Here is a 24,711-nt window from a genome sequence, read left to right on the forward strand (position 1 = left end):
GCCCGTTAAACAGGAACAGCGCGGAACCGGTGTTGTAGGAGATGTGTAGGAGCTGTCGAGTGAAACGAGGCTGCGAATTTTTGATCGCAGCCTCGTTTCACTCGACAGCTCCTACACATCTCCTACACGACGCTTACAGGTGAAGACCAAGCTCGGCCTTGCCATCACTGAACTGCAACGCCGCCAACCGCGCATACAGCGCATTGCTCGCAATCAACTCCTGATGCGTGCCCACCGCCACCAACCTACCCTGATCCATCACGGCAATCCGGTCGGCGTTTTTCACGGTGGCCAAACGGTGGGCGATCACCAGGGTGGTGCGGTTTTTCATCAAGCTCGGCAGGGCCTGTTGGATCAGGTGTTCACTTTGCGCATCGAGTGCGCTGGTGGCTTCGTCGAGCAGCAGGATGGGTGCGTCCACCAGCAACGCCCGAGCGATGGCCAGGCGTTGGCGCTGACCACCCGACAAACCCAGCCCTGCGTCGCCGAGATGGGTCTGGTAGCCATTGGGCATGTGCTCGATAAATTCATGGGCGTAGGCAATTTTTGCGGCCTCCTGAACTTGCGCCGGGGTCGCCGCTGGATTGCCGTAGCGAATGTTCTCCTCGATGCTGCCAAAAAACAGTGCCGGGTTTTGCGAAACCAGGGCGAAGCAACGGCGCAGGTCGAGTGGGTCGAGCTGGGTCAATGGCACGCCATCGAGCAGGATTCGCCCTGCGGCCGGATCGTAAAAACGCAGCAGCAGGTCATACACGGTGGATTTACCGGCACCGGAGGGGCCGACCAGGGCCAGGGTTTCGCCCGCGTTAATGGTCAGGCTCAAACCATCGACCGCGTAGCTTTGCGGACGCGACGGGTAGGAAAAACGCACATCTTGTAGAACCAGATCGCCCTTCACCCGCTCCGGCAAGGTCACCAGGCCAGAGCTCGGCGCCTGGATGATGTTTTCCGAGCGCAGCAACTCAGCAATCCGCTCGGCCGCGCCCGCTGCACGCTGCAACTCGCCGATCACTTCGCTCAAGGTGCCGAACGCACTGCCCACGATCAGACTGTAGAAAACAAATGCCGCCAGTTCACCGGACGAGATCCGACCGGCAATCACATCCATGCCGCCGACCCACAACATGACGCCCACCGCGCCCAGCACCAGCACGATCACCAGCGTAATCAGCCAGGCTCGCTGAAAAATACGTTTACGAGCCGTGTTGAACGCCTCTTCCACCGTCACGGCGAAACGCTGCTCGTCCTGGACCTGATGGTTGTAGGCCTGCACCGTCTTGATCTGGCCGAGGGTTTCAGCGACGTAGCTACCGATGTCAGCGATACGGTCCTGGCTCAGGCGCGACAGACTGCGCACCCGGCGGCCGAAAATCAGAATCGGGGCGATGACCAGCGGTAATGCGACGACCACGATGCTGGTGAGTTTGGGGTTGGTGATGAACAGCAGCACAATCCCGCCGATGATCATCAGCGTGTTGCGCAGGAACAGCGACAACGAAGAGCCGATCACCGATTGCAGCAACGTTGTATCGGCGGTCAGCCGCGACTGGATCTCGGAACTGCGATTGTTTTCATAGAACCCCGGATGCAAGTAAATCAGATGGTTGAATACTTGCCGGCGGATGTCAGCGACCACGCGCTCGCCGATCCACGACACCAGGTAAAAACGCGCAAAGGTGCCGACCGCCAGCCCGACCACCAACACCATGAACAAGCCGATGGACTGATTGAGCAAGTGCGGTGATCGGGTCATGAACCCCTGATCCACCACCATGCGAATGCCCTGCCCCATCGACAAGGTAATGCCGGCGGTGACAATCAATGCGAGCAGCGCGCCAAGGGCTTGCCAGCGGTAAGGCACAAGAAAGCGACTGGTCAGGCGGATCGCACGGCGGTAACGGGCAGAGAGCATCGGAGTATCCAGTATGCAAAGGTTGTAGCCAGCCTACACCGCCAGCGGTTGAACCCTGTAAATCACAATGAGTCAGGTTAAATATGACCGCGACGACTAGTCTCTAGACGCTATTGGTCTAAAGTCCGGGTAGCAACGTTTTTAAATTTCTGGTGGACTGATGTTTCCGTCGGGAAAGATCGCAGGGAGTTGTCATAGCCCGGTCACCTGAGGGTTTTAGAGTAAGCACACAACCTGATGAGGAGACAGGCCATGTCCTTGCAACACAGCAGCGATGACAAGATTCAAGTGATCCGCACGCAGCCAGACCAGTCTCTGGGTTGCTCGATTATCGATGAACAGGGCCGCGAAGTACCGATCACTGAAGACATGATCCAGCAAGCGTGCAGCGAACTGGAAAAGCGATTGGTCAAGCCTGCCAAACAAAAGTGATATAGCCACCGTCTTCTTGACCCGGCCCTGAAGGGCCGGGTTTTTTATGGGTGATTTTTGAGGGTGCTGCGCACCCTATCGCGGGCAAGCCACGCTCCCACAGGTTGGGTGGATGACTCAAGATCTGTGGGAGCGTGGCTTGCCCGCGATAGGGCCGACTCGGTCCCTAGACTGTCACAGCACCCAACGCCGCCACGATTTTGCGCAACTCAGCTGAATCCCCCTCAATCCGCACCTGCAACCCATCAATCTCCCGACGCGACGGATAGTGTTTGCGCAGCACATCAAACGCTGCGCGCTGTTCGCTCACATTACCGACCAGGCTGCGCCGAAAGTCCGCATCGTCACGGCGCGGGTCGTACACGCCACGGCACAACATGGCCAACGCCCACGCAGGGTCTGTTTGCGCATTCAAGGTCACTTGCGACAACCACGGCGCCGGCAGCAAATCATTCAGGCTGATGGGCGCCGGTTGCCCGAGAAACTCGCAATACGCTTGATAAATCTGCGCCGTCCCACGCTGTTTGCCATCAAGGCTGTATCCGGCAATGTGCGGTGTTGCCAGTACACACAGCTCAGCCAGCGCTACATCGACTTCAGGCTCGCCTTCCCAAACGTCGAGCACGGCTTGCAGGTCTTCGCGCTCCAGCAACACCTGGCGCAGGGCGGCGTTGTCGACCACCGGGCCACGACTGGCGTTGATCAGCCAGGTGCCAGGCTTGAGCTGGTTCAAACGGTTTTGATCGAACAGATGCCAGGTCGACTGCGCGCCGCTTTTCTTCAAGGGCGTGTGCAGACTGATGACATCGCACTGCTCGATGATCTGTTCGAGGCTGACGAAGTCGCCGCCTTCAGCCGCTTGCCGGGGCGGATCGCACACCAGCACTTTCCAGCCCAGGCCTTTCAGGACCTTGACCAGTCGCCCACCCACTTCGCCGGCACCGACCACGCCATAGGTGCGCGGGGTCAGGTCGACCCCTTCGATTTCAGCCAGGGTCAACAGGCTGCCCAGCACATAGTCGACGACGCCCCGGGCGTTGCAGCCGGGCGCGCTGGACCAGGTGATGCCGGCGCGCTGAAAGTAATCCAGGTCCAGGTGATCGGTGCCGATGGTGCACGTACCGACAAAACGCACGTTGCTGCCTTCGAGCAAGGCACGATTGACGTTGGTCACTGAGCGCACCAGCAACACATCGGCTTGTTCGACGGTGGCGCGGTCGATGGACCGTCCCGGTACCCGGCGGATTTCACCGAAACCTGAGAAGAAGGCATCGAGCAGCGGGATATTTTCGTCGGCAACAATCAGCATGGCAGGCTCCTTTGGCGGATCGGCAGTGTAGGCGCAGATGCCTGTACTGAGCCAGCAGGCATTGCGCATCCTTGTAGCAGCTGGCGAAGCCTGCGTCCGGCTGCGCTGCAGTCGTAAAACCTGAGTTTGCGGTCTTACTGAAACACCCCATCGTCTGACTTTACGACTGCTTCGCAGCCGGACGCAGGCTTCGCCAGCTGCTACAGGGCATGTCGCAACGTCCGGAATATGATTACAAATCCCTAACACAGGACTTTTCCTGACCACTGCGTCAGGGCGTAGAATGCGTCGCCTTGCGCATTAAAACCTTTGGACGTTTCGCCCTTGAATTCCGTGACTGACCACCCCGCCACACTCTCCCTCACCCGCCCGGCCCGGGTTCGCCTGGAGCTGAAAAACCTGCTCACGCTGGCGCTGCCGATCATGATCGCGCAACTGGCGACCACTGCCATGGGCTTTGTCGATGCGGTGATGGCAGGCCGGGTCGGGCCTCGCGATCTGGCGGCCGTAGCGCTGGGTAACTCGATCTGGGTCCCGGTGTTTCTGCTGATGACCGGCACCTTGCTGGCCACCACACCCAAAGTCGCCCAGCGTTTTGGCGCCGGCACCCACAGCGAGATCGGCCCGATTGTGCGTCAGGCCCTTTGGCTGGCCTTGGTGGTCGGTTTGATGGCGACCGGCATCCTGTTCAGCGCCGAGCCGATCCTGCACATCATGAACGTCGATCCCGAATTGATCGGCCCCTGCATGCAGTACTTGCACGGCATCGCCAGCGGTTTGCCCGCCGTCGCCTTCTATCATGTATTGCGCTGTTTCAGTGATGGCCTGGGCCGCACGCGCCCGGCGATGGTGCTTGGCCTGTGCGGGTTGGCGCTGAACATCCCGCTGAATTACATCTTCATCTACGGCCACTTCGGTGTGCCGGCCATGGGCGGTGTCGGCTGCGGCTGGGCCACCGCGATTGTGATGTGGGTGATGGCGCTGGGCATGGCCGGCTGGGAGCGCTGGGCGCCGGCTTATCAGTCGAGCCAGTTGTTCAGTCGTTTCGACTGGCCACAATGGTCGGTGATCAAACGCTTGCTGGGCATCGGCCTGCCGATCGGCATCGCAGTGTTCGCCGAGTCGAGCATTTTTGCGGTGATTGCGCTGCTGATCGGCAGCCTCGGCGCCACCGTGGTGGCCGGGCACCAGATCGCCCTGAACTTCAGCTCGCTGGTGTTCATGATCCCTTATTCCCTCGGCATGGCCGTGACGGTGCGGGTCGGCCAGGCCCTCGGTCGCCAGGAGCCACGCGAGGCACGTTTCGCCGCCGGTGTCGGCATGGGCACGGCGCTGGCGTATGCCTGCCTTTCCGCAAGCATGATGTTGTTGCTGCGCGAGCACATTGCAGCGATCTACACCGCTGACCCGACGGTGATTCGCGTGGCTGCCATGCTGATCGTGTACTCGGCGTTGTTCCAGTTTTCCGATGCGATCCAGGTGACAGCGGCCGGCGCTTTGCGCGGTTATCAGGACACGCGCGTGACAATGATCCTGACCCTGTTCGCTTACTGGGGGATTGGTTTGCCGGTGGGTTACGCGCTGGGCCTGACCGATTGGTTCGGCGCGCCGAGCGGCCCGAGCGGCCTGTGGCAAGGTTTGATCGTGGGCTTGAGTTGCGCAGCCGTGATGCTGTCGATCCGCCTGGCGCGCAGTGCACGCAAGCGAATTCGCATCAGCCATTCGGCGGGATGAGCGAATACAAAAAAGGGCCTGCGTTTGCAGGCCCTTTTTTTGTGCCCGTTAATCGAGCTTCTTGCGAATCCAGTAGAGGTAGGTGCCAGCCTCTTCGTGCTGCCCCACCAACTCGTGGTCGAGAAACACACAGAACTTGGGAATGTCGCGACGGGTCGACGGGTCGGTGGCGATCACCTTGAGCAGACCGCCAGGCACCAGGTCACGGATGTGCTGGTGCAACATCATCACTGGCTCCGGGCAATTGAGGCCGGTGGCGTCGAGCGTGCCGTCGACCGGCGTATCAAACATTTCACTCATGATTAACTCCTGAAACTGGCCGGCATTGTCGCGCATTGCCGGGTGTTCGGTCATCTGTGGCATACCGCCGCCCCTGTGGGGGTCAGCTGTTGTGGGAGCTGGGCTTGCCCGCGATGGCATCAACCGGGTTCGACGTCAAACCGAGTCGCCTGCATCGCGGGCAAGCCCGGCTCCCACAAAAGCTCTTTCCCACAGGGGTCCGTGAGAATCAGCGGGACTTGGGTTTCTTCACATCCAGCCGACGCAAATGGCAGGTCACTTCTTCGCGATCGTGGTACAGCTGTTTGCAGCCGATCTCGACCCGGATACCGCGCTCCTTGAAGCCGTCGGCGATGCGTTCCAGCAAACGCTTAACTTCAGCGTAACGCTGTTTCATTGGCAGTTTGAGGTTGACCACCGCTTCCCGGCAATGCCCCTCGCCAATCCACTCCTCCAGCATCGCAGCGTTACGCGCCGGCTTCTCGACGATGTCGCAGACCATCCAGTCCACCGGCTGGCGGGGCTTGAAAGTAAAACCGTCGGCCATCAAGTGTTGCACCAGACCGGTGTCCATCAAGCTTTCGGCCATCGGGCCGTTGTCGATAGCGGTCACCAGCATGCCGCGATTGACCAGTTGCCAGGTCCAGCCACCGGGGGCAGCGCCAAGGTCAACGCCGGTCATGTCACTGTGCAGACGCTCATCCCACTGATCGCGTGGGATGAAGTGATGCCAGGCCTCTTCCAGCTTCAGCGTCGAACGGCTCGGGGCCTCACGCGGAAATTTCAGGCGCGGAATGCCCATCGGCCACATCGCCGAGTTGTTTGACTCGGCCAGGCCCATGAACACTTCACGGCCGCTCTTGAACGTCAGCAGCAGGCGCGGTTTGTGCGCATCTTCCACCAGTTTGCCGGCGGCCATCAGCGCCTTGCGCAGGTGACCTTCGAATTTCTTGCAGAAGTTCGACAGTTCCTTGCCATCGTTGGTGTCGACCATTTCCAGCCACAGGCTGCCGCACAGCGGAAAGTCCGCCATGTGCGCGAGGATTACGCTGATGCGGTCGGTTTCCGGCAGGTCGATGAAAATTCCGCGAGCCCATTGGCGCGGGAAGATCAGCTCGGCGAAACGCTGGCCACGCATCAAGCGCTCGGCGCCGTCTTCTTCGGTGCAGATGAACTCGGCGCAGGCGCTGGCGGTTTTGGCCTTGGCATAACCGGCCACGTTCAGACGCGCCGCGTGTTCAGAAATCTCGGAACAGACTTCGCCTTCGAAGCCCGGCCGGCAATGCATAAAGAGGGTGTTCATTTTTACTCCTGGGCAGATGGCGAGACATTCAACCACTGCGCGATGCCCAGACTTGCGTTGAAGCAAAGCCTGTCACGAAAACCGGCGCATGATAGCCGAGTTCGGAACCTTGGACTTGGCCATAGAGTCCAGTTATTAGCCAGCTACTTAAAACAGGGCTAGGTTTAATGCTCTGCCCATCCCCTCAGTCCGTAGCCGTGCGGACTTAAAGGAGTGATCGTAATGCCCTCTCTCGATAGCCTGAAAACCCTTAAAACCCTGCAAGTCGACGACAAGACCTACCACTATTTCAGTCTGCCCGAGGCCGCCAAGAGCCTCGGTGATCTCGACACATTGCCCATGTCGTTGAAAGTACTGCTGGAAAACCTGCTGCGCTGGGAAGATGAAAAAACCGTCACCGGTGCCGACCTCAAGGCGATTGCCGCGTGGCTCAAGGAGCGTAGCTCCGACCGCGAAATCCAGTACCGCCCCGCCCGCGTACTAATGCAGGACTTTACCGGCGTTCCCGCCGTGGTCGACCTGGCAGCCATGCGCGCCGCCATGGCCAAGGCCGGCGGCGATCCGCAGCGCATCAATCCGCTGTCGCCGGTGGACCTGGTGATCGACCACTCGGTGATGGTCGACAAATTTGGCAGTTCCAGCGCCTTCGAACAAAACGTCGACATTGAAATGCAGCGTAATGGTGAGCGTTACGCATTCCTGCGCTGGGGCCAGAGCGCATTCGACAACTTCAGCGTAGTGCCACCGGGCACCGGGATCTGCCATCAGGTCAATCTGGAATACCTGGGCCGCACGGTCTGGACCAAGGACGAGGACGGCCGCACCTATGCCTTCCCCGACACGCTGGTCGGCACCGACTCCCACACCACCATGATCAACGGCCTTGGCGTCCTCGGCTGGGGCGTCGGCGGAATCGAAGCGGAAGCAGCGATGCTCGGCCAACCCGTGTCGATGCTGATCCCCGAAGTGATCGGCTTCAAGCTCACCGGTAAACTCAAGGAAGGCATCACCGCCACCGACCTGGTGCTGACCGTCACCCAGATGCTGCGCAAGAAAGGTGTGGTCGGCAAATTCGTCGAGTTCTACGGTGACGGCCTCGCCGACCTGCCGCTGGCCGATCGCGCGACCATCGCCAACATGGCCCCGGAATACGGCGCCACCTGTGGCTTCTTTCCGGTAGACGATGTGACGCTGGAGTATTTGCGTTTGTCCGGCCGGCCGCCGGAAACGGTGAAACTGGTCGAGGCGTATAGCAAGGCTCAAGGCCTGTGGCGCTTGCCGGGCAAGGAACCAGTGTTCACCGGCAGCCTGGCGCTGGACATGGCCAATGTCGAAGCGTGCCTCGCCGGGCCAAAACGTCCACAGGATCGCGTTTCATTGCCCAATGTCGCGCAGGCGTTCACCGACTTCATCGACCTGCAATTCAAACCCACCAGCAAGGAAGTAGGTCGACTGGAAAGTGAAGGCGGCGGCGGTGTCGCAGTAGGCAATGCCGATCTGGCCGGTGAAGCCGACTACGAACACGGCGGCCAGACCTATCGATTGAAAAACGGCGCGGTGGTGATTGCCGCGATCACCTCCTGCACCAACACCTCCAACCCGAGCGTGATGATGGCGGCGGGTCTGGTGGCGAAAAAGGCCATTGAAAAAGGTCTCATGCGTAAACCGTGGGTCAAGAGCTCACTGGCGCCGGGCTCCAAAGTGGTCACTGACTACTACAAGGCAGCGGGCCTGACACGCTATCTCGATGAGTTGGGTTTTGCCCTTGTCGGGTACGGCTGCACCACCTGCATCGGCAATTCCGGCCCGCTGTCGGAGCCCATCGAAAAAGCCATCCAGGCCGCTGACCTGACCGTTGCCTCGGTTTTGTCGGGCAACCGCAACTTTGAGGGACGTGTGCATCCACTGGTGAAAACCAACTGGCTGGCCTCCCCGCCGCTGGTCGTGGCGTATGCGCTGGCCGGTACCGTGCGCATCGACATCAGCAGCGAACCGCTGGGCAACGACAAGGAGGGCAACCCGGTGTACTTGCGCGACATCTGGCCGAGCAGCAAAGAGATCGCCGACTCGGTGAATCAGGTCAACACCGCCATGTTCCACAAGGAATACGCCCAAGTATTTGCCGGCGACGAACAATGGCAGGCCATCCAGGTCCCGCAAGCAGCGACCTATGTCTGGCAGGATGACTCGACTTACATTCAGCATCCGCCGTTTTTCGATGGCATCGGCGGACCGCCACCCGTGGTCAAGGACGTCGCCGAAGCCAGAATCCTTGCCCTGCTGGGTGACTCCGTAACAACCGACCACATCTCCCCGGCCGGCAATATCAAGGCCGACAGCCCGGCCGGACAGTACTTGCGCAACAAAGGCGTGGAGCCGCGCGACTTCAACTCCTACGGCTCCCGCCGTGGCAACCACGAAGTGATGATGCGCGGCACCTTTGCCAACATTCGTATCCGCAACGAAATGCTCGGCGGCGAAGAAGGCGGCAATACCTTCTATATCCCCACGATGGAGAAAATGCCGATCTACGACGCGGCCATGCGTTATCAAGCGTCGGGCACGCCGCTGGTGGTGATTGCCGGCCAGGAATACGGAACCGGCTCAAGCCGCGACTGGGCAGCCAAGGGCACCAACCTGCTGGGCGTAAAAGCGGTCATCGCCGAAAGCTTCGAACGGATTCACCGCTCCAACCTCGTCGGCATGGGTGTGTTGCCGTTGCAGTTCAAACTCGATCAGAACCGCAAGATCCTGAAACTGAGTGGCAAGGAGACGCTGGATATCCTCGGATTGACTGGCGTAGAGCTGACGCCGCGGATGAACCTGACACTGGTCATCACCCGCGAAGATGGCAGCAAGGAAAAGATCGAAGTGCTGTGCCGGATCGACACACTCAATGAAGTCGAGTACTTCAAGTCCGGGGGGATCTTGCATTACGTGTTGCGGCAACTGATTGCCTCTTAAGCGCTTGCGGACACAGACACCGCCTTCGGGCGGTGTTTTTGTTTGTGCCGCGCGCGCCCCTATAATCCCCCCGCTTTGTAGGCTCGGCACAAAACCACTGAGGCCCGAGGCGTTCCGCAAAATTTGTACACAAGGACTTCACATGCTCGCCCTGCCATGGAGCTACCTGGCCCTGCTCTCCCTCGGCTACACCCTCGCTTTGACCTACGGCCAACTTGGCTGGATGGCCGTTGTTTCCGTGGCGTTGCTGCTAGTGGCCGGTGTTGCCGTCCGCCAACAAAAACTCCCCGTCGCCCACTACCTCGGTCACGGTCTGTTCGTGATCCTGGCCCTGGCGCTGGCATTGCACTGGCTTCCCGGTTTCTATAACGGTCGCGGCATTGCCCCTCAACGCCTCACCGACGATGCCGTGCCTTTTTCAATGTATTTGAATCAGGACAAACCCCTGATCGGCTTCTGGCTGCTATTGGCTTGTCCGTGGATTGTCGGCCGGCGTTCTTTACGACTTGGAATCTACGCCACTGCCCTCGCCCTGACGCTCAGTGCCGTGCTGGCCTTGGGTGGCGCGTTGCTGTTGGGCATGATCAGTTGGGCGCCGAAATGGCCGGATCACGCCTGGCTGTGGCTGCTGAATAATCTGCTGCTGGTCACCCTCGTGGAGGAAGCCCTGTTTCGCGGGTATCTGCAGGGTGGCCTGAGTCGTCGCTTCCAGCACCTGCCCCATGGCGAAAACCTCGCCTTGTTAATGACCTCATTGCTGTTTGGCCTCGTGCATCTGGGGGCGGGCTGGCAATGGGGGCTGCTGGCCAGTCTCGCCGGTGTCGGGTACGGCCTGGCCTATCGCTTCGGCGGCCTGGGTGCAGCCATCGCCACCCATTTCGGCCTGAACCTGCTGCACTTCGCGTTCTTCACTTATCCCATGCTCGCGGGCTGAGGCAATTCTCGTTTTGCGACGCACTGCTGATTATTAAAAAATAATTTCAACTAATGCCTGCCACCGCCGACAACCTTTCAAAGCCTTGCAGATTGAGAAAGCCATGCGTAACAACCAGCCCATTACACAACGCGAACGGACCTTCCCGGCCCAGCAACGGTTGATTTCCACCACCGATGCCAAGGGCATGATCACCTACTGCAACGACGCGTTCGTGGAGATCAGCGGGTTTTCTCGTGAGGAACTGGTCCGCGCACCGCACAACCTGGTCCGTCACCCCGACGTTCCGGCCGCGGTGTTCGCGCACATGTGGGACACACTCAAACAAGGCTTGCCATGGATGGGCATCGTCAAGAATCGCTGCAAAAGCGGTGATCACTATTGGGTTAACGCCTACGTGACACCGATTTTCGAAGGCAAACAGGTGATCGGTTACGAGTCGGTGCGGATCAAGCCCACTGCCGAACAGATTCAGCGTGCCGAAGCACTCTACCAACGCATCAACCAAGGCAAGTCGGCCATCCCCTCCACTGATAAATGGCTGCCGGTGCTTCAGGACTGGCTGCCGTTCATTCTGGTCAGCCAGCTAAGCTTCATGATCGGGGCCACGTTGACGTCGCAATGGGGCTTTGCCCTGGCCGCCGGCCTGTCGGTGCCGCTGGGCCTGATGGGGTTGAGCTGGCAACAGCGCGGCCTCAAGCGCCTGCTGCGCCTGGCCGAACAGACCACGTCCGACCCGCTGATCGCGCAGATGTACACCGACAGCCGTGGCGCTCAGGCGCGACTGGAAATGTCGATCCTCAGCCAGGAAGCCCGCTTGAGAACCTGCCTGACCCGTCTGCAGGACACCGCCGAGCACCTGACCGATCAGGCGAAACAGTCCGACGCCCTGGCGCACAACAGCTCCAGCGGCCTGGAACGCCAGCGCGTGGAAACCGAGCAAGTGGCCACCGCCGTCAACCAGATGGCGGCCACCACTCAGGAAGTCGCCAGCCATGTACAACGCACCGCCGACGCCACGCAGGAAGCCAATCGCCTGACCGGTCGCGGTCGCGACATCGCCGGGGAAACCCGCGAAGCCATTCAGCGCCTGTCGGTGGTAGTCGGCGAAACCGGCCTGACCGTGACCCAGTTGGCCAAGGACAGCGACGAAATCGGCGGCGTGGTCGACGTGATCAAAGGCATCGCCGACCAGACCAACCTGCTGGCTTTGAACGCGGCCATTGAAGCGGCCCGCGCCGGTGAAATGGGGCGTGGTTTTGCGGTGGTGGCTGACGAAGTCCGCCAACTGGCGCAACGCACCAGCGAATCCACCGGGCAGATCCATAGCCTGATCGCCAAGCTGCAACAAACTGCCAGCACGGCCGTGCAGACCATGGAAGCCGGGCATCGTCAGGCTGAAGAAGGCGTGGCACGGGTGCTGGAAGCGGACCAGGCGCTGGTGGGCATCAGCGAAGCGGTGGCCAACATCACCGACATGACCACCCAGATCGCGGCAGCGACCGAAGAGCAAAGCGCGGTGGCCGAAGAAATCAGCCGCAACATCAGCAACATCTCGCAATTGGCGGACCAGACGTCCGAGCAAGCGCAGAACTCGGCATTGCTGAGTGAAGAACTGACGAAGACCGCGAATACCCAGTATTCGTTGGTGGAGCGGTTTAACCGCTGATTGCACTGGTGAGACCAAAAACCCGGACAGCGAAAGCTTCCGGGTTTTTTGTGGCCGCTCTGAAAATGAAGCAGCTTGGGTTGGCTTCTTCATTGGCAGCCAGCGAAGAAACCATGACTGCTAACGACAAACTCATTCAACCGACGCTGACACTGCCTACAACATCGCCAGAATCCGCCGACTTGTACGCATTGGGGGGCAGGTTCTATTGTTTGCCGGTCAAAAACTATTCACATAAGCTGGCCGGTATGAATACACATCCTTCGGAGGCTCCGATGGCCACCACCAAAAAAATCGACAAACCCAACAAAAAGGTTGTTCGTGATGAACTGACATTCCTGGATGTTCGGCAAGCCGCACGTGATGGACAGAAAGTGTTCGATAAATTTGTGATCACAGGCAGGCTACCCATTACAAAGTAGGCCTGGATGCCAACCGTCAAAATCTCCGCGATTTTCGAACAATTAATCAACTGGCAAAACTTCGCGGCACACTTTTATAACTACAAAGTGTGCAACGAACTGCCAGCAATTTTCGGACGGGACGAACGACTCGATCTGAACGACATGCACCACATTCACTTGGCAAGTACTCACACGACTCAAGTGCGATGGGCGAAAATCGAACGCCAGTATTACCGCACAGCATTGGTCAACGACCCTGACAATGACTTCTGGCTGATCTATGCCTATGACGCCTTTCGGGACGAGTACCTATTGCTTACCGTCACCGGCCCGGATGCCCATAATCGAATGGAATGGGGTTCATTTCTGCGTACAGTGAATTGCGAGATTGTTGAGCCTTGGGTGATGGGGAAAATTATCTTTCCCGATCTGGACGATCTTTGACCCGACGGAGTAGTCATGCCCCAAAAAACTCAGCCACCTTCCCCGTCGCAGCCGCCAAATGCTGCTCATGCGTAAACCCCGACGCCTTCAACGGCTTCAAGTCATGATCCCCCGCCGCCAGCCACATCACCTCGATGTTCGGCGATAGCGCGTAACCCTCGACCGCCTCCCGATTGCCCAGCGCATCCCGCTCGCCCTGCACAATCAACGTCCGCGTCTTCAACCCAGCCAGATGTTCGACCCGCGGTTTCTCGGGCTTACCCACCGCATAGAACGGATAACCCAGGCACACCAGCGCCTCCGCGCCCAACTCATCCGCCAGCAAACTGGCCATCCGCCCGCCCATGGACTTGCCACCGATGGCCAGCGGCCCAGTGACATGACGTCGCACTTCGCCATACACCTCGCGCCAGCATTCCAGCAGTTTCGGCGCCGGATTGGGTGGGCGTTTACCGCCCTCGGTGCGCCGCTGCGCCATGTACGGGAACTCAAAGCGCAACACGTTGACGCCTTGTGCAGCAAGGCGTTGCGCCATATCGCTCATCCAGTCGCTGTCCATCGGCGCACCGGCACCGTGGGCGAGAATCAGCGTCGCCGAGGCCGGCGTGACAGCCGCATTCCATAACCATCCATGATCGCGCGTGCACTGCGCCCATTGATCCCCGTCAATACTGGCCTTGTGCTGTTTGTCCATGCTTGCCTCGCTTTTAGTCTGCCTATAACTCCAGGCGAAGGGAGCGTCATTGCCTTGCGAGACGCCTTCACTTCGGCTGAACCGTGGATGGGGAACCATGAACACTTCTATCAGTACCGCCTACAACTACAAGGTGGTCCGCCAATTCGCCATTATGACGGTGGTGTGGGGCATCGTCGGCATGGGGCTCGGGGTTTTTCTCGCGGCCCAATTGGTCTGGCCCGAACTCAACTTCAATCTGCCGTGGACCAGTTTCGGCCGGTTGCGCCCGTTGCACACCAACGCGGTGATCTTCGCCTTCGGCGGTTGCGCCCTGTTCGCCAGTTCGTTTTATTCGGTGCAACGCACCTGCCAAACGCAGCTGTTCGCGCCGAAAATTGCCGCGTTCTGCTTCTGGGGCTGGCAACTGGTGATCCTGCTGGCAGCGATCAGCCTGCCGCTGGGTTACACCAGCTCCAAGGAATACGCCGAGCTGGAATGGCCGATCGACATCCTGATCACCATCGTCTGGGTCGCCTACGCCATCGTGTTCTTCGGCACGCTGGTCAAGCGCAAGACCAAGCACATCTATGTCGGTAACTGGTTCTTCGGTGGGTTCATCATCACCGTGGCCATTTTGCACCTCGTCAACAACATGGAATTGCCGGTCAGTTTCACCAAGTCCTACTCGGTGTACGCCGGTGCGACCGATGCCATGGTGCAGTGGTGGTACGGCCACAACGCCGTGGGCTTTTTCCTCACCGCCGGTTTCCTCGGGATGATGTACTACTTCGTTCCGAAGCAGGCCGAACGTCCGGTGTATTCCTATCGCCTCTCCATCGTGCACTTCTGGGCGCTGATCACCCTGTACATCTGGGCCGGTCCGCACCACTTGCACTACACCGCGCTGCCGGACTGGGCACAGTCGCTGGGCATGGTGATGTCCTTGATTCTGCTGGCACCCAGCTGGGGCGGGATGATCAACGGCATGATGACCCTGTCGGGCGCCTGGCATAAGTTGCGCAGCGACCCGATCCTGCGCTTCCTCGTGGTGTCGCTGGCGTTCTACGGCATGTCGACCTTCGAAGGCCCGATGATGGCCATCAAGACCGTCAACGCACTGTCTCACTACACCGACTGGACCATCGGCCACGTTCACGCTGGCGCTCTGGGCTGGGTGGCGATGATTTCCATCGGTGCGCTGTACCACATGATTCCGAAAGTCTTCGGCCGCGAGCAGATGCACAGCATCGGCCTGATCAACGCGCACTTCTGGCTCGCTACCATCGGCACCGTGCTGTACATCGCCTCGATGTGGGTCAACGGCATCGCTCAGGGCCTGATGTGGCGCGCCGTCAACGAAGACGGCACGCTGACCTACTCCTTCGTCGAAACGCTGGTGGCCAGTCACCCAGGCTTCATCGTGCGGCTGGTAGGCGGGGCGATCTTCCTCAGCGGCATGTTCCTGATGGCTTACAACACTTGGCGCACCGTGCGGGCCTCGCAGCCCGCCGACGTCGCCGCTGCCGCGCAGATGGCTTGAGGAGTCCGCCATGAAACACGAAACAATCGAAAAAAACGTCGGCCTGCTGCTGTTGCTGATGGTACTGGCAGTGAGCATCGGCGGCCTGACCCAGATCGTCCCGCTGTTCTTCCAGGACGTGACCAATAAACCAGTGGAAGGCATGAAGCCCTACACCGCCCTGCAACTGGAAGGTCGCGATATCTATATCCGCGAAGGCTGCGTCGGCTGCCACTCGCAGATGATCCGCCCGTTCCGCGCCGAGACCGAACGCTACGGCCACTACTCGGTCGCCGGGGAAAGCGTCTGGGATCACCCGTTCCTGTGGGGCTCGAAACGTACCGGTCCGGACCTGGCCCGGGTCGGCGGACGTTACTCGGAAGACTGGCACCGCGCGCACTTGTACAACCCGCGCAACGTGGTGCCGGAATCGAAAATGCCCGCCTACCCGTGGCTGGTGGCCAATCAACTCGACAGCAGCCACACCGAAACCAAGATCAAGGCAATGCGCACCCTTGGCGTGCCGTACACCGACGACGACATCACAGGCGCCGTCGCCTCACTCAAGGGCAAGACCGAAATGGATGCCCTGGTCGCCTATCTGCAAGTGCTCGGCACTGCCATCAAGAGCAAGAGGTGAGCCATGGTCATTGAAATGAGCACTGGAATGATCCGCGGCCTGGGCACGGTCGTGGTGTTTGTGGCTTTCGTCGGGCTGACGTTGTGGGTGTTCAACAGCAAGCGCAATCCGGAATTTGCCGAAGCATGCCTGCTGCCGTTCGCCGACGAACCGAAACCCGATGACGCCACCCAAGAACCTGAAACAAGGAGTACCCGGCCATGACCACCTTCTGGAGTACGTGGATCTGCGTGCTGACCATCGGCAGCCTGATCGGCCTGACCTGGCTGCTGATCGGCACTCGCAAGGGCGAAACCAAGGGCAGCGTCGACCAGACCATGGGCCACAGCTTCGACGGCATCGAGGAATACGACAACCCGCTGCCGCAGTGGTGGTTCATGCTGTTTGCCGGCACGTTGGTGTTTGCCGTGGGTTATCTGATCCTTTATCCGGGCCTGGGCAACTGGAAAGGCATCTTGCCGGGCTATGAAAACGGCTGGACCGGCGCGCATGAATGGGAAAAGGAGATGGCCAAGGCCGACGCGAAGTTCGGGCCGATCTTCGCCAAATTTGCCGCCATGCCCGTGGAAGAAGTGGCCAAGGACCCGCAAGCGCTGAAAATGGGCGGCCGCCTGTTTGCGTCCAACTGCTCGGTCTGCCACGGCTCGGATGCCAAGGGCGCGTTCGGCTTCCCGAACCTGGCCGACAGCGACTGGCGTTGGGGCGGCGCGGCGGACACCATCAAGACCACCATAATGGGCGGGCGCATGGCCGCAATGCCGGCCTGGGGTGAAATCCTCGGCGAGGCGGGTGTGAAGAATGTCGCCGCGTATGTGCGTCATGACCTGGCCGGCCTGCCGTTGCCTGCCGACAACGGCGCCGACCTGCAAGCCGGACAGAAACTGTTCAGCACCACCTGCACCGCGTGTCACGGGGCAAACGGCCAGGGTACGCAAGCCATGGGCGCGCCGAACCTGACGCACCCGACCGGTTTCATTTACGGTACGAGCCTGACCCAGCTTGAACAAACGATTCGTCATGGCCGCCAGGGCCATATGCCGGCGCAGAACGAATTGCTCGGCAACGACAAAGTGCAATTGCTGGCGGCTTACGTGTTCAGCCTGTCCCACGGGTTGAACACCGAGCGTTTGCAGGCTGAAGGCAAGAACGAATAAATCTGGACCGCTCTGCTGCCGCATTCTGCGCAATGCGGCAGTTCCCTGCCCCTTTGCGACTCATTGTCGCACCCTCCCCCTGCTCTTTCTTTCGGTTCGCCAGATTCGGGTCTAAGCTTGCTCCGTGCGGACTGGCATGAGCCGGTTCCGGGTCGTTTTTAGCCGATGTGTTCGACAATTCTGTCCGATGACAACCCGCAAAGGCTGGTAGATACCGGCTGTCGCGCCAATTGCCATCGGTCACTGGATCGTTGCGTTTCAACACACTCCGTTACATCTGACCTGGCCCCCTCATCATTTTCGTTCGCTGCGACATTTTGCCCACGGGCAATTTTGTCCTTACGCGGCGCATGGAAAGGCCGCAGAATCAGCTTTTGAAAGCATTGACCCAGGTCATGGCGCGTTGCAATGACCCCCTGCTTTCTCCATACTTGCGGCCGATTTTTACTCCTAATAAAACACCCAAACCGTGGAACCTTAGAATGAGCACAGCAATCAGTCCGACTGCTTATAACTATAAGGTAGTCCGCCAGTTCGCCATCATGACGGTGGTCTGGGGGATCCTTGGCATGGGGCTCGGTGTCTTCATCGCTTCACAGCTCGTATGGCCGGAATTGAACTTCGGTCTGCCGTGGACGACTTTTGGACGCCTACGCCCGTTGCACACCAACCTGGTGATTTTCGCCTTCGGTGGTTGTGCACTGTTTGCCACTTCTTATTACGTCGTGCAGCGAACCTGCCAAACGCGACTGATTTCCGACAGCCTCGCAGCCTTCCACTTCTGGGGTTGGCAAGCGGTGATCGTCGGTGCAGGCATCACCTTGCCGTTGGGTTACACCACCACCAAGGAATACGCTGAGCTGGAATGGCCTCTGGCAATTTTGCTGGCCATTGTCTGGATCGTTTACGCACTGGTGTTCTTCGGCACCATCGTCAAGCGCAAGACCAAGCACATCTATGTCGGTAACTGGTTCTACGGCGCGTTCATTGTCGTGACCGCGATGCTGCACATCGTCAACCACATGTCGCTGCCGGTCAGCCTGTTCAAGTCCTACTCGGCCTACTCGGGTGCGACTGACGCGATGATCCAGTGGTGGTACGGCCACAACGCCGTAGGTTTCTTCCTGACCACCGGCTTCCTGGGGATGATGTACTACTTCGTTCCGAAGCAGGCCGAGCGTCCGATCTACTCGTATCGCCTGTCCATCGTGCACTTCTGGGCGCTGATCACCCTGTACATCTGGGCCGGTCCGCACCACCTGCACTACACCGCTCTGCCGGACTGGGCACAATCGCTGGGCATGGCGATGTCGATCATCCTGCTGGCTCCGAGCTGGGGCGGCATGATCAACGGCATGATGACCCTGTCGGGCGCCTGGCATAAGCTGCGCACCGACCCGATCCTGCGTTTCCTGGTCGTGTCGCTGGCGTTCTACGGCATGTCGACCTTCGAAGGTCCGATGATGGCCATCAAGACCGTCAACTCGCTGTCTCACTACACTGACTGGACCATCGGCCACGTACACGCCGGTGCCTTGGGCTGGGTAGCGATGATCTCGATCGGCGCGATCTACCACATGATTCCGAAGCTGTTCGGTCGCGCGCAGATGCACAGCACTGGCCTGATCAACACGCACTTCTGGCTCGCGACCATCGGTACCGTTCTGTACATCGCGTCGATGTGGGTCAACGGCATTACCCAGGGTCTGATGTGGCGTGCAATCAACGATGACGGCACCCTCACCTACTCGTTCGTCGAAGCGCTGCAAGCCAGCCACCCTGGTTTCATCGTTCGCGCCCTGGGCGGTGCGTTCTTTGCCAGCGGCATGCTGTTCATGGCCTACAACGTATGGCGCACCGTACGTGCCTCGAACCCGGCTGAAGCTGCAGCCGCCGAACAGATTGCTGTAGTTGGAGCTCACTGATGAAGCATGAAGCAGTCGAGAAGAATATTGGCCTGCTGGCCTTCTTCATGGTTATCGCCGTCAGCATCGGCGGCCTGACCCAGATCGTTCCGCTGTTTTTCCAGGACGTCACCAACAAGCCGGTCGAAGGCATGAAGCCGCGCCCCGCCCTTGAACTGGAAGGCCGCGACATCTACATCGCCAACGGTTGTGTCGGCTGCCACTCGCAGATGATCCGCCCGTTCCGCGCTGAAACCGAACGTTACGGCCACTACTCGGTTGCCGGTGAAAGCGTCTGGGATCACCCGTTCCTGTGGGGTTCCAAGCGTACCGGTCCGGACCTGGCCCGTGTCGGCGGTCGTTACTCCGATGACTGGCAGCGTGCGCACTTGTACAACCCGCGCAACGTCGTGCCCGAGTCGAAAATGCCGGCGTACCCGTTCCTCGTGGAAAACAAGCTCGACGGCAAAGACACCGCCAAGAAAATGGAAGTCTTGCGCACGCTCGGCGTTCCTTACACCGACGAAGACATCGCCGGTGCCAAGGATGCTGTGAAGGGCAAAACCGAAATGGACGCGCTGGTGGCCTATCTGCAAGGCCTGGGCACCATCATCAAAAGCAAACGGTGATTTAGATGGATATCGGGATGATTCGTGGCCTGGGCACCGTTGTTGTGATGGTGGCCTTCATCGGTCTGGCGTTGTGGGTGTTCAGCCCCAAGCGCAAGTCGGAGTTTGAAGACGCGACCTTGCTGCCTTTCGCGGATGATCCCGAAGCCATCAAGCACGTCGAGCAAGCTTCTAGGAGTAACAAAGAATGACTACGTTCTGGAGTCTGTACGTCACAGTCCTCAGTCTCGGCACCATCTTCGCCCTGACCTGGCTGCTGCTGTCCACCCGCAAGGGCCAGCGCACCGAGCAGACGGACGAAACGGTTGGCCACTCCTTCGACGGGATCGAGGAGTACGACAACCCACTGCCAAAATGGTGGTTCATGCTGTTCGTGGGCACCATCATTTTTGCCTTGGGCTACCTGGTCCTGTACCCGGGCCTGGGCAACTGGAAAGGCTTGCTGCCGGGTTACAACTACCTGGATAACGAGAAGCAGACCGCGTTCGCCAACGGCCAGGCCGGCTGGACCGGCGTTCACGAATGGGAAAAGGAAATGGCCAAGTCGGACGCCAAGTTCGGCCCGATTTTCGCCAAATTCGCGTCCATGCCTATCGAAGAAGTCGCCAAAGACCCGCAAGCCTTGAAGATGGGTGGCCGCCTGTTCGCCTCCAACTGCTCGGTTTGCCACGGTTCCGACGCCAAAGGCGCTTATGGCTTCCCTAACCTGACCGACGCCGACTGGCGCTGGGGCGGCGAGCCGGAAACCATCAAGACCACCATCATGGGCGGCCGTCACGCGGTCATGCCGGCGTGGGCTGACGTGATCGGCGAGCAAGGCGTTTCCGACGTCGCGGCGTTTGTCCTGACCAACCTCGATGGCCGCAAACTGCCGGAAGGCACCAAGGCTGACCCGGTTGCCGGTCAAAAGCTGTTCGCTGCCAACTGCGTGGCCTGCCACGGTCCGGAAGGCAAAGGTACGCCAGCGATGGGCGCACCCAACCTGACCCACCCGGCCGCGTTCATCTACGGTTCGAGCTTCGCTCAACTGCAGCAGACCATCCGTTACGGCCGTCAGGGCCAGATGCCTGCGCAAGAGCAACTGCAAGGCAACGACAAGGTTCACTTGTTGGCTGCTTATGTCTACAGCCTTTCTCACGGTGAGAAGGCTCCGGCGGCAGACGCTCAGTAAGGCAAACGCCTGATGCAACAAAAAACGGCCCCGCCAATGAGAATTGGCGGGGCCGTTTTCGTTGAAGATAATCAGTGAAGGTTTACTTGACTGGAATCGTTTTCACGAAGGTGCGGCTCGGCCAGTGGTTCCCTTTGACAAGGTCAACGGTCACGGATTTGCGGTCCTTCGAAAAGTTGGCAATCAAGTACGTCTGCTGTGAAGCTGCGCCGCTCAGGAACAAGGGCACATCGCCCAAAAAGTATCCACCGTGAAATCCCCCGGCGTCCTCGTGTATATGACCTGCGAAGACAGCGGTGACCTTGTAATCCGCGACGATCCTGCGGAATCTGGCGACCTGTTCCGTGCTGCCTTTCCAGTAACTTGGTTTATGCATGTTAAGAATGATGATCTGACCTTTGGAGCGTGCTTCTTTCAAATCCTGCTCCAGCCAATCCAGCGAGTCCGTTATCTCGAAAGTAGTCGGGTTCAGAGGGTGGTAAATTCGGTCCGTGTACGTCGGTTCGTTATTCAATTGAACAAAATGTACATCCCCGACATCTCTGGACCAAGCGAGGCTTCCGGAATACAACCTGTTAAAGAAAGGACCACTGATCTTCAAATCAAAACTCCCAACTTTGTCGCGATGATGCGCCTCAAAATCGGTAATACTGCCCGCAGCACAACTATTGGAAAAACAATCAAGACCTTCATAATCATGATTACCCAATCCGTATACAAAATCGCTACCGAAATACTTCTTCTGCACCGAGCGGATATAGGAACGCTGCCAGCCATGACCATACGCCGTGATATCACCGTTGATCATGACGGGAACTTCCAACCATGGACGGCTCTTCCTGAAATGAGCAATGTCGGAGTACTGACTTTCGATCAGCGTTCTGGATCGGGCCTGTTGTTCAGAATCTGACTCTTCTACACCCGCGTCCGTTTTGTCAGTCCAGGGGTATTGCGGATCAGATGTAAATATCGCGAACTCAGGATTTTTCGTGCTCGGCACATACGCAGCATTACTGACTAGCGAGATCATCGCGAGACTGACAATCAAACAACTTTTAACTAACAACATTATTGAATTCCATTTCCATTGAACTAAACAAGAACGGCGACTCTTCGCCGAAAACAAACTTATGTCAAAAGAGCGAAGATTAAAATACGCAACAGCCATCTAATTAATGAATAGTATTTCAGAAACCGCAAGCACCAAAATTATTAAAGCTGGGTGTTTTTATATAAAACAGCAAAACCGGTGCCGAACATACAGAAGCGAAAGGTCTGTCCGGTCGCCCACCTACCAGAAATCAGCAGATCGATGAACCTCATCGCCAAAAATTCGTCCATACTTCTGAAGTCAATTGATCTGAATCATGTTTTGTTACATTCGCTACACCATTCATGATTTTCCACCAACGCGACCAAAGGTCGCACCCTTGAGCTAGAGCTTCAGGCGTATCATTGGGCCACTGCAACAGCCCTTTTTGACCGCGGTCGGCATGTACTGACCGGGGCATTTTTCCACTGCCGTGGGATGCAACGATGAGCAATCAGATTCCGGTACACGACGTCACCCCCCCCAACAAGAACGCGAACAACAGCGTCGACCTCTATGCCTCTCGGGAAAAAATCTACACCCGCGCCTTCACCGGGTTGTTCCGCAACCTGCGAATGATGGGCGGCGCCTTTTTGTTTTTGCTGTATTTCGGCACGGTGTGGCTGAACTGGGGCGGCCATCAAGCCGTCTGGTGGAACCTGCCGGAGCGTAAATTCTTTATTTTTGGTGCAACCTTCTGGCCTCAGGATTTCATCCTGCTGTCCGGCATCTTGATCATCAGTGCCTTTGGCCTGTTCTTCATCACCGTCTACGCCGGCCGGGTCTGGTGCGGCTATACCTGCCCGCAAAGTGTCTGGACATGGATTTTCATGTGGTGCGAAAAGGTCACTGAAGGCGACCGCAACCAGCGCATCAAACTGGACAAGGCGCCCATGAGCGCCAACAAGCTCCTGCGCAAATTCAGCAAGCATTCGATGTGGCTGTTGATCGGGTTTGTCACCGGCCTGACCTTCGTCGGTTACTTCTCGCCCATCCGCGAACTGGTTTTCGACTTTTTCACCGGCGAAGCCGATGGCTGGTCGTACTTCTGGGTCGGCTTCTTCACCCTTGCCACTTACGGCAATGCCGGCTGGCTGCGCGAACAGGTGTGCATTTACATGTGCCCCTACGCTCGTTTCCAGAGCGTGATGTTCGACAAAGACACCCTGATCGTCTCCTACGATCCGCGTCGTGGTGAGTCCCGTGGGCCTCGCAAGAAAGGCATCGACTACAAGGCGCAAGGCCTTGGCGATTGCATCGATTGCACCATGTGCGTCCAGGTCTGCCCGACCGGCATCGACATCAGAGACGGCCTGCAAATCGAGTGCATCGGGTGCGCGGCCTGTATCGACGCCTGCGACGCGATTATGGACAAAATGGACTACCCGCGCGGCCTGATCAGCTACACCACCGAGCACAACCTGTCCGGGCAAAAAACCCATAAACTGCGTCCGCGCCTGATCGGCTATGCCGTGGTGCTGCTGGCGATGATCTCGTTGTTGATCACCGCGTTCTTCATGCGTTCGCTGGTCGGTTTCGACGTCAGCAAAGACCGCGTGCTGTACCGCGAGAACGCCGAAGGCCGGATCGAAAACGTCTACAGCCTGAAAATCATGAACAAAGACCAGCGCGACCATACCTACGTGCTGGAAGCCACTGGTTTGCCGGACCTCAGGCTGCAAGGCAAGCGCGAGATCAAAGTCGCCGCCGGGGAAATTTTCAGCCAGCCGGTGGAACTGTCCAGCGCACCAGAACAACTGCCATCGAGCACCAACGAGGTGAAATTCATCCTCAAGGATGCCGATGACAACAGCGTTCATGTTGAAGCCAAGAGCCGATTCATCGGCCCACAAATTCGTTGAGAGAAGTGATCATGCCCGCAGCAACTGCCGCAAGTCCTTGGTACAAGCACCTTTGGCCGTGGATCATCATCGGGATTCTGGCCTGTTCGGTGACCCTGACCTTGTCCATGGTGACTATCGCGGTGAACAACCCGGACAACCTGGTGAACGACAACTACTACGAGGCTGGCAAAGGCATCAACCGCTCGCTTGACCGTGAACTGCTGGCCCAGACCCTGCAACTTCACGCCAGCGTTCATCTGGACGGCGTGACCGGCGAAGTCGACCTGCACTTGAACGGCAACAGCCAACCGAAAACCCTGGAACTGAACCTGATCTCGCCGACGCAGCCGGAGAAGGATCGCAAGATCACGCTCGCGCGTAGCGAAACAGAGCAGGGCCGCTACATTGGCCAAGTGAACGACAAGGTCGATGGCCGTCGCTTTGTGGAACTGCTGGGGGTTGAGGGTGACAAGACCTGGCGCCTGTTCGAAGAAGAACAGGTCAGCCACGACAAAGACCTGCTGCTGGGCGATGAGCCGCTGCAAGGCGCGGAAGACTTGAAAAAGTAAGCCTTACCTGATCGCTCCCACGCTCGGCGTGGGAACGCAGCCAGGGACGCTCTGCGTCCCAGCCGAAACGGACGCGGAGCGTCCGGGGAGGCATTCCCACGCAGAGCGTGGGAACGATCATCGGACAACAC

General features: G+C 58.8%; 23 protein-coding genes. 17 read left to right on the plus strand and 6 right to left on the minus strand.

Going from position 1 to position 24,711, the window contains the following annotated elements:
- Positions 1–133 precede the first annotated feature (133 nt).
- Positions 134–1,912: an ABC transporter transmembrane domain-containing protein gene (locus tag C7534_RS12380; RefSeq protein ID WP_109785942.1), complete on the minus strand. Its 1,779-nt coding sequence runs from the start codon at positions 1,910–1,912 to the stop codon at positions 134–136.
- Between the two features lie 252 nt (positions 1,913–2,164).
- On the opposite strand from C7534_RS12380, the gene C7534_RS12385 reads away from it, so the two are divergent.
- Positions 2,165–2,344, plus strand: a complete 180-nt coding sequence (locus C7534_RS12385) for a PA1571 family protein (RefSeq protein WP_046027000.1) — start codon at positions 2,165–2,167, stop codon at positions 2,342–2,344.
- Positions 2,345–2,510: 166 nt separating this feature from the next.
- Here the strand turns inward: C7534_RS12385 and pdxB are convergent, their stop codons facing one another.
- Positions 2,511–3,653 carry a 4-phosphoerythronate dehydrogenase PdxB gene (gene pdxB / locus C7534_RS12390; RefSeq protein ID WP_109785943.1) on the minus strand — a complete coding sequence of 381 codons (1,143 nt, stop codon included), beginning with the start codon at positions 3,651–3,653 and terminating at the stop codon, positions 2,511–2,513.
- A 324-nt stretch (positions 3,654–3,977) separates the two neighbouring features.
- On the opposite strand from pdxB, the gene C7534_RS12395 reads away from it, so the two are divergent.
- Entirely contained in the window at positions 3,978–5,387 is a 1,410-nt protein-coding gene (locus tag C7534_RS12395; RefSeq protein ID WP_109785944.1) for an MATE family efflux transporter, read from the plus strand.
- A 48-nt stretch (positions 5,388–5,435) separates the two neighbouring features.
- On the opposite strand, the gene tusA is transcribed toward C7534_RS12395, so the two are convergent.
- Together tusA and rlmM are read right to left on the minus strand one after the other, a co-directional pair.
- Positions 5,436–5,687, minus strand: coding sequence for a sulfurtransferase TusA (gene tusA, locus C7534_RS12400; RefSeq protein ID WP_046027146.1), 252 nt, complete (start codon positions 5,685–5,687; stop codon positions 5,436–5,438).
- A 208-nt stretch (positions 5,688–5,895) separates the two neighbouring features.
- Positions 5,896–6,969 carry a 23S rRNA (cytidine(2498)-2'-O)-methyltransferase RlmM gene (gene rlmM / locus C7534_RS12405; protein ID WP_046027003.1) on the minus strand — a complete coding sequence of 358 codons (1,074 nt, stop codon included), beginning with the start codon at positions 6,967–6,969 and terminating at the stop codon, positions 5,896–5,898.
- Between the two features lie 222 nt (positions 6,970–7,191).
- Here rlmM and acnA point away from each other — a divergent pair, with 222 nt between their 5' ends.
- From acnA to C7534_RS12425, 5 genes are all read left to right on the plus strand, one after another.
- Positions 7,192–9,933: an aconitate hydratase AcnA gene (acnA, locus tag C7534_RS12410; protein ID WP_046027004.1), complete on the plus strand. Its 2,742-nt coding sequence runs from the start codon at positions 7,192–7,194 to the stop codon at positions 9,931–9,933.
- Between the two features lie 142 nt (positions 9,934–10,075).
- Positions 10,076–10,867: a CPBP family intramembrane glutamic endopeptidase gene (locus C7534_RS12415; protein ID WP_109785945.1), complete on the plus strand. Its 792-nt coding sequence runs from the start codon at positions 10,076–10,078 to the stop codon at positions 10,865–10,867.
- A gap of 103 nt (positions 10,868–10,970) precedes the next feature.
- Positions 10,971–12,536: a methyl-accepting chemotaxis protein gene (locus C7534_RS12420; RefSeq protein ID WP_109785946.1), complete on the plus strand. Its 1,566-nt coding sequence runs from the start codon at positions 10,971–10,973 to the stop codon at positions 12,534–12,536.
- Between the two features lie 50 nt (positions 12,537–12,586).
- Entirely contained in the window at positions 12,587–12,958 is a 372-nt protein-coding gene (locus tag C7534_RS32320) for a hypothetical protein (RefSeq protein WP_146206170.1), read from the plus strand.
- A 6-nt stretch (positions 12,959–12,964) separates the two neighbouring features.
- The gene (locus C7534_RS12425) at positions 12,965–13,384 is read left to right on the plus strand and encodes a type II toxin-antitoxin system YafO family toxin (RefSeq protein ID WP_109785947.1); all 420 of its coding nucleotides are present in this window, start codon (positions 12,965–12,967) and stop codon (positions 13,382–13,384) included.
- 13 nt (positions 13,385–13,397) lie between these two features.
- Here C7534_RS12425 and C7534_RS12430 read toward each other — a convergent pair whose 3' ends face one another.
- Positions 13,398–14,078 (minus strand): alpha/beta fold hydrolase, encoded by a 681-nt coding sequence (locus C7534_RS12430; RefSeq protein ID WP_109785948.1) that lies wholly within the window; start codon positions 14,076–14,078, stop codon positions 13,398–13,400.
- A gap of 97 nt (positions 14,079–14,175) precedes the next feature.
- Between C7534_RS12430 and ccoN (C7534_RS12435) the strand changes: the two genes are divergently transcribed.
- The 8 genes from ccoN (C7534_RS12435) to ccoP (C7534_RS12470) all read left to right on the plus strand — a co-directional run bounded on the left by ccoN (C7534_RS12435) (position 14,176) and on the right by ccoP (C7534_RS12470) (position 21,077).
- Positions 14,176–15,600 carry a cytochrome-c oxidase, cbb3-type subunit I gene (ccoN, locus tag C7534_RS12435; protein ID WP_046027009.1) on the plus strand — a complete coding sequence of 475 codons (1,425 nt, stop codon included), beginning with the start codon at positions 14,176–14,178 and terminating at the stop codon, positions 15,598–15,600.
- 10 nt (positions 15,601–15,610) lie between these two features.
- Complete coding sequence (gene ccoO, locus C7534_RS12440) at positions 15,611–16,219, plus strand: cytochrome-c oxidase, cbb3-type subunit II (RefSeq protein ID WP_046027010.1); 609 nt, start codon at positions 15,611–15,613, stop codon at positions 16,217–16,219.
- 3 nt (positions 16,220–16,222) lie between these two features.
- Entirely contained in the window at positions 16,223–16,423 is a 201-nt protein-coding gene (locus C7534_RS12445; RefSeq protein ID WP_077430575.1) for a cbb3-type cytochrome oxidase subunit 3, read from the plus strand.
- Positions 16,420–17,373 carry a cytochrome-c oxidase, cbb3-type subunit III gene (gene ccoP, locus C7534_RS12450; protein WP_109785949.1) on the plus strand — a complete coding sequence of 318 codons (954 nt, stop codon included), beginning with the start codon at positions 16,420–16,422 and terminating at the stop codon, positions 17,371–17,373. Before C7534_RS12445 ends, ccoP (C7534_RS12450) begins: the two co-directional genes overlap by 4 nt.
- 482 nt (positions 17,374–17,855) lie before the next feature.
- Complete coding sequence (gene ccoN, locus C7534_RS12455) at positions 17,856–19,298, plus strand: cytochrome-c oxidase, cbb3-type subunit I (RefSeq protein WP_046027013.1); 1,443 nt, start codon at positions 17,856–17,858, stop codon at positions 19,296–19,298.
- Positions 19,298–19,906 carry a cytochrome-c oxidase, cbb3-type subunit II gene (gene ccoO / locus C7534_RS12460; protein WP_027921709.1) on the plus strand — a complete coding sequence of 203 codons (609 nt, stop codon included), beginning with the start codon at positions 19,298–19,300 and terminating at the stop codon, positions 19,904–19,906. Before ccoN (C7534_RS12455) ends, ccoO (C7534_RS12460) begins: the two co-directional genes overlap by 1 nt.
- 5 nt (positions 19,907–19,911) lie before the next feature.
- Entirely contained in the window at positions 19,912–20,097 is a 186-nt protein-coding gene (locus C7534_RS12465) for a CcoQ/FixQ family Cbb3-type cytochrome c oxidase assembly chaperone (protein WP_003175465.1), read from the plus strand.
- On the plus strand, positions 20,094–21,077 hold the full coding sequence (gene ccoP / locus C7534_RS12470) for a cytochrome-c oxidase, cbb3-type subunit III (RefSeq protein ID WP_046027014.1): 984 nt from the start codon (positions 20,094–20,096) through the stop codon (positions 21,075–21,077). The genes C7534_RS12465 and ccoP (C7534_RS12470) overlap by 4 nt, the downstream gene beginning before the upstream one ends.
- 82 nt (positions 21,078–21,159) lie before the next feature.
- Here the strand turns inward: ccoP (C7534_RS12470) and C7534_RS12475 are convergent, their stop codons facing one another.
- On the minus strand, positions 21,160–22,146 hold the full coding sequence (locus C7534_RS12475; protein ID WP_109785950.1) for a metallophosphoesterase family protein: 987 nt from the start codon (positions 22,144–22,146) through the stop codon (positions 21,160–21,162).
- A gap of 467 nt (positions 22,147–22,613) precedes the next feature.
- On the opposite strand from C7534_RS12475, the gene ccoG reads away from it, so the two are divergent.
- Complete coding sequence (ccoG, locus tag C7534_RS12480; protein WP_109785951.1) at positions 22,614–24,029, plus strand: cytochrome c oxidase accessory protein CcoG; 1,416 nt, start codon at positions 22,614–22,616, stop codon at positions 24,027–24,029.
- Positions 24,030–24,040: 11 nt separating this feature from the next.
- Complete coding sequence (locus C7534_RS12485; RefSeq protein ID WP_046027017.1) at positions 24,041–24,580, plus strand: FixH family protein; 540 nt, start codon at positions 24,041–24,043, stop codon at positions 24,578–24,580.
- Positions 24,581–24,711 lie beyond the last annotated feature (131 nt).

Origin of the sequence: Pseudomonas sp. OV226 (genome assembly GCF_003148705.1) — a bacterium.
Lineage (GTDB): Bacteria > Pseudomonadota > Gammaproteobacteria > Pseudomonadales > Pseudomonadaceae > Aquipseudomonas.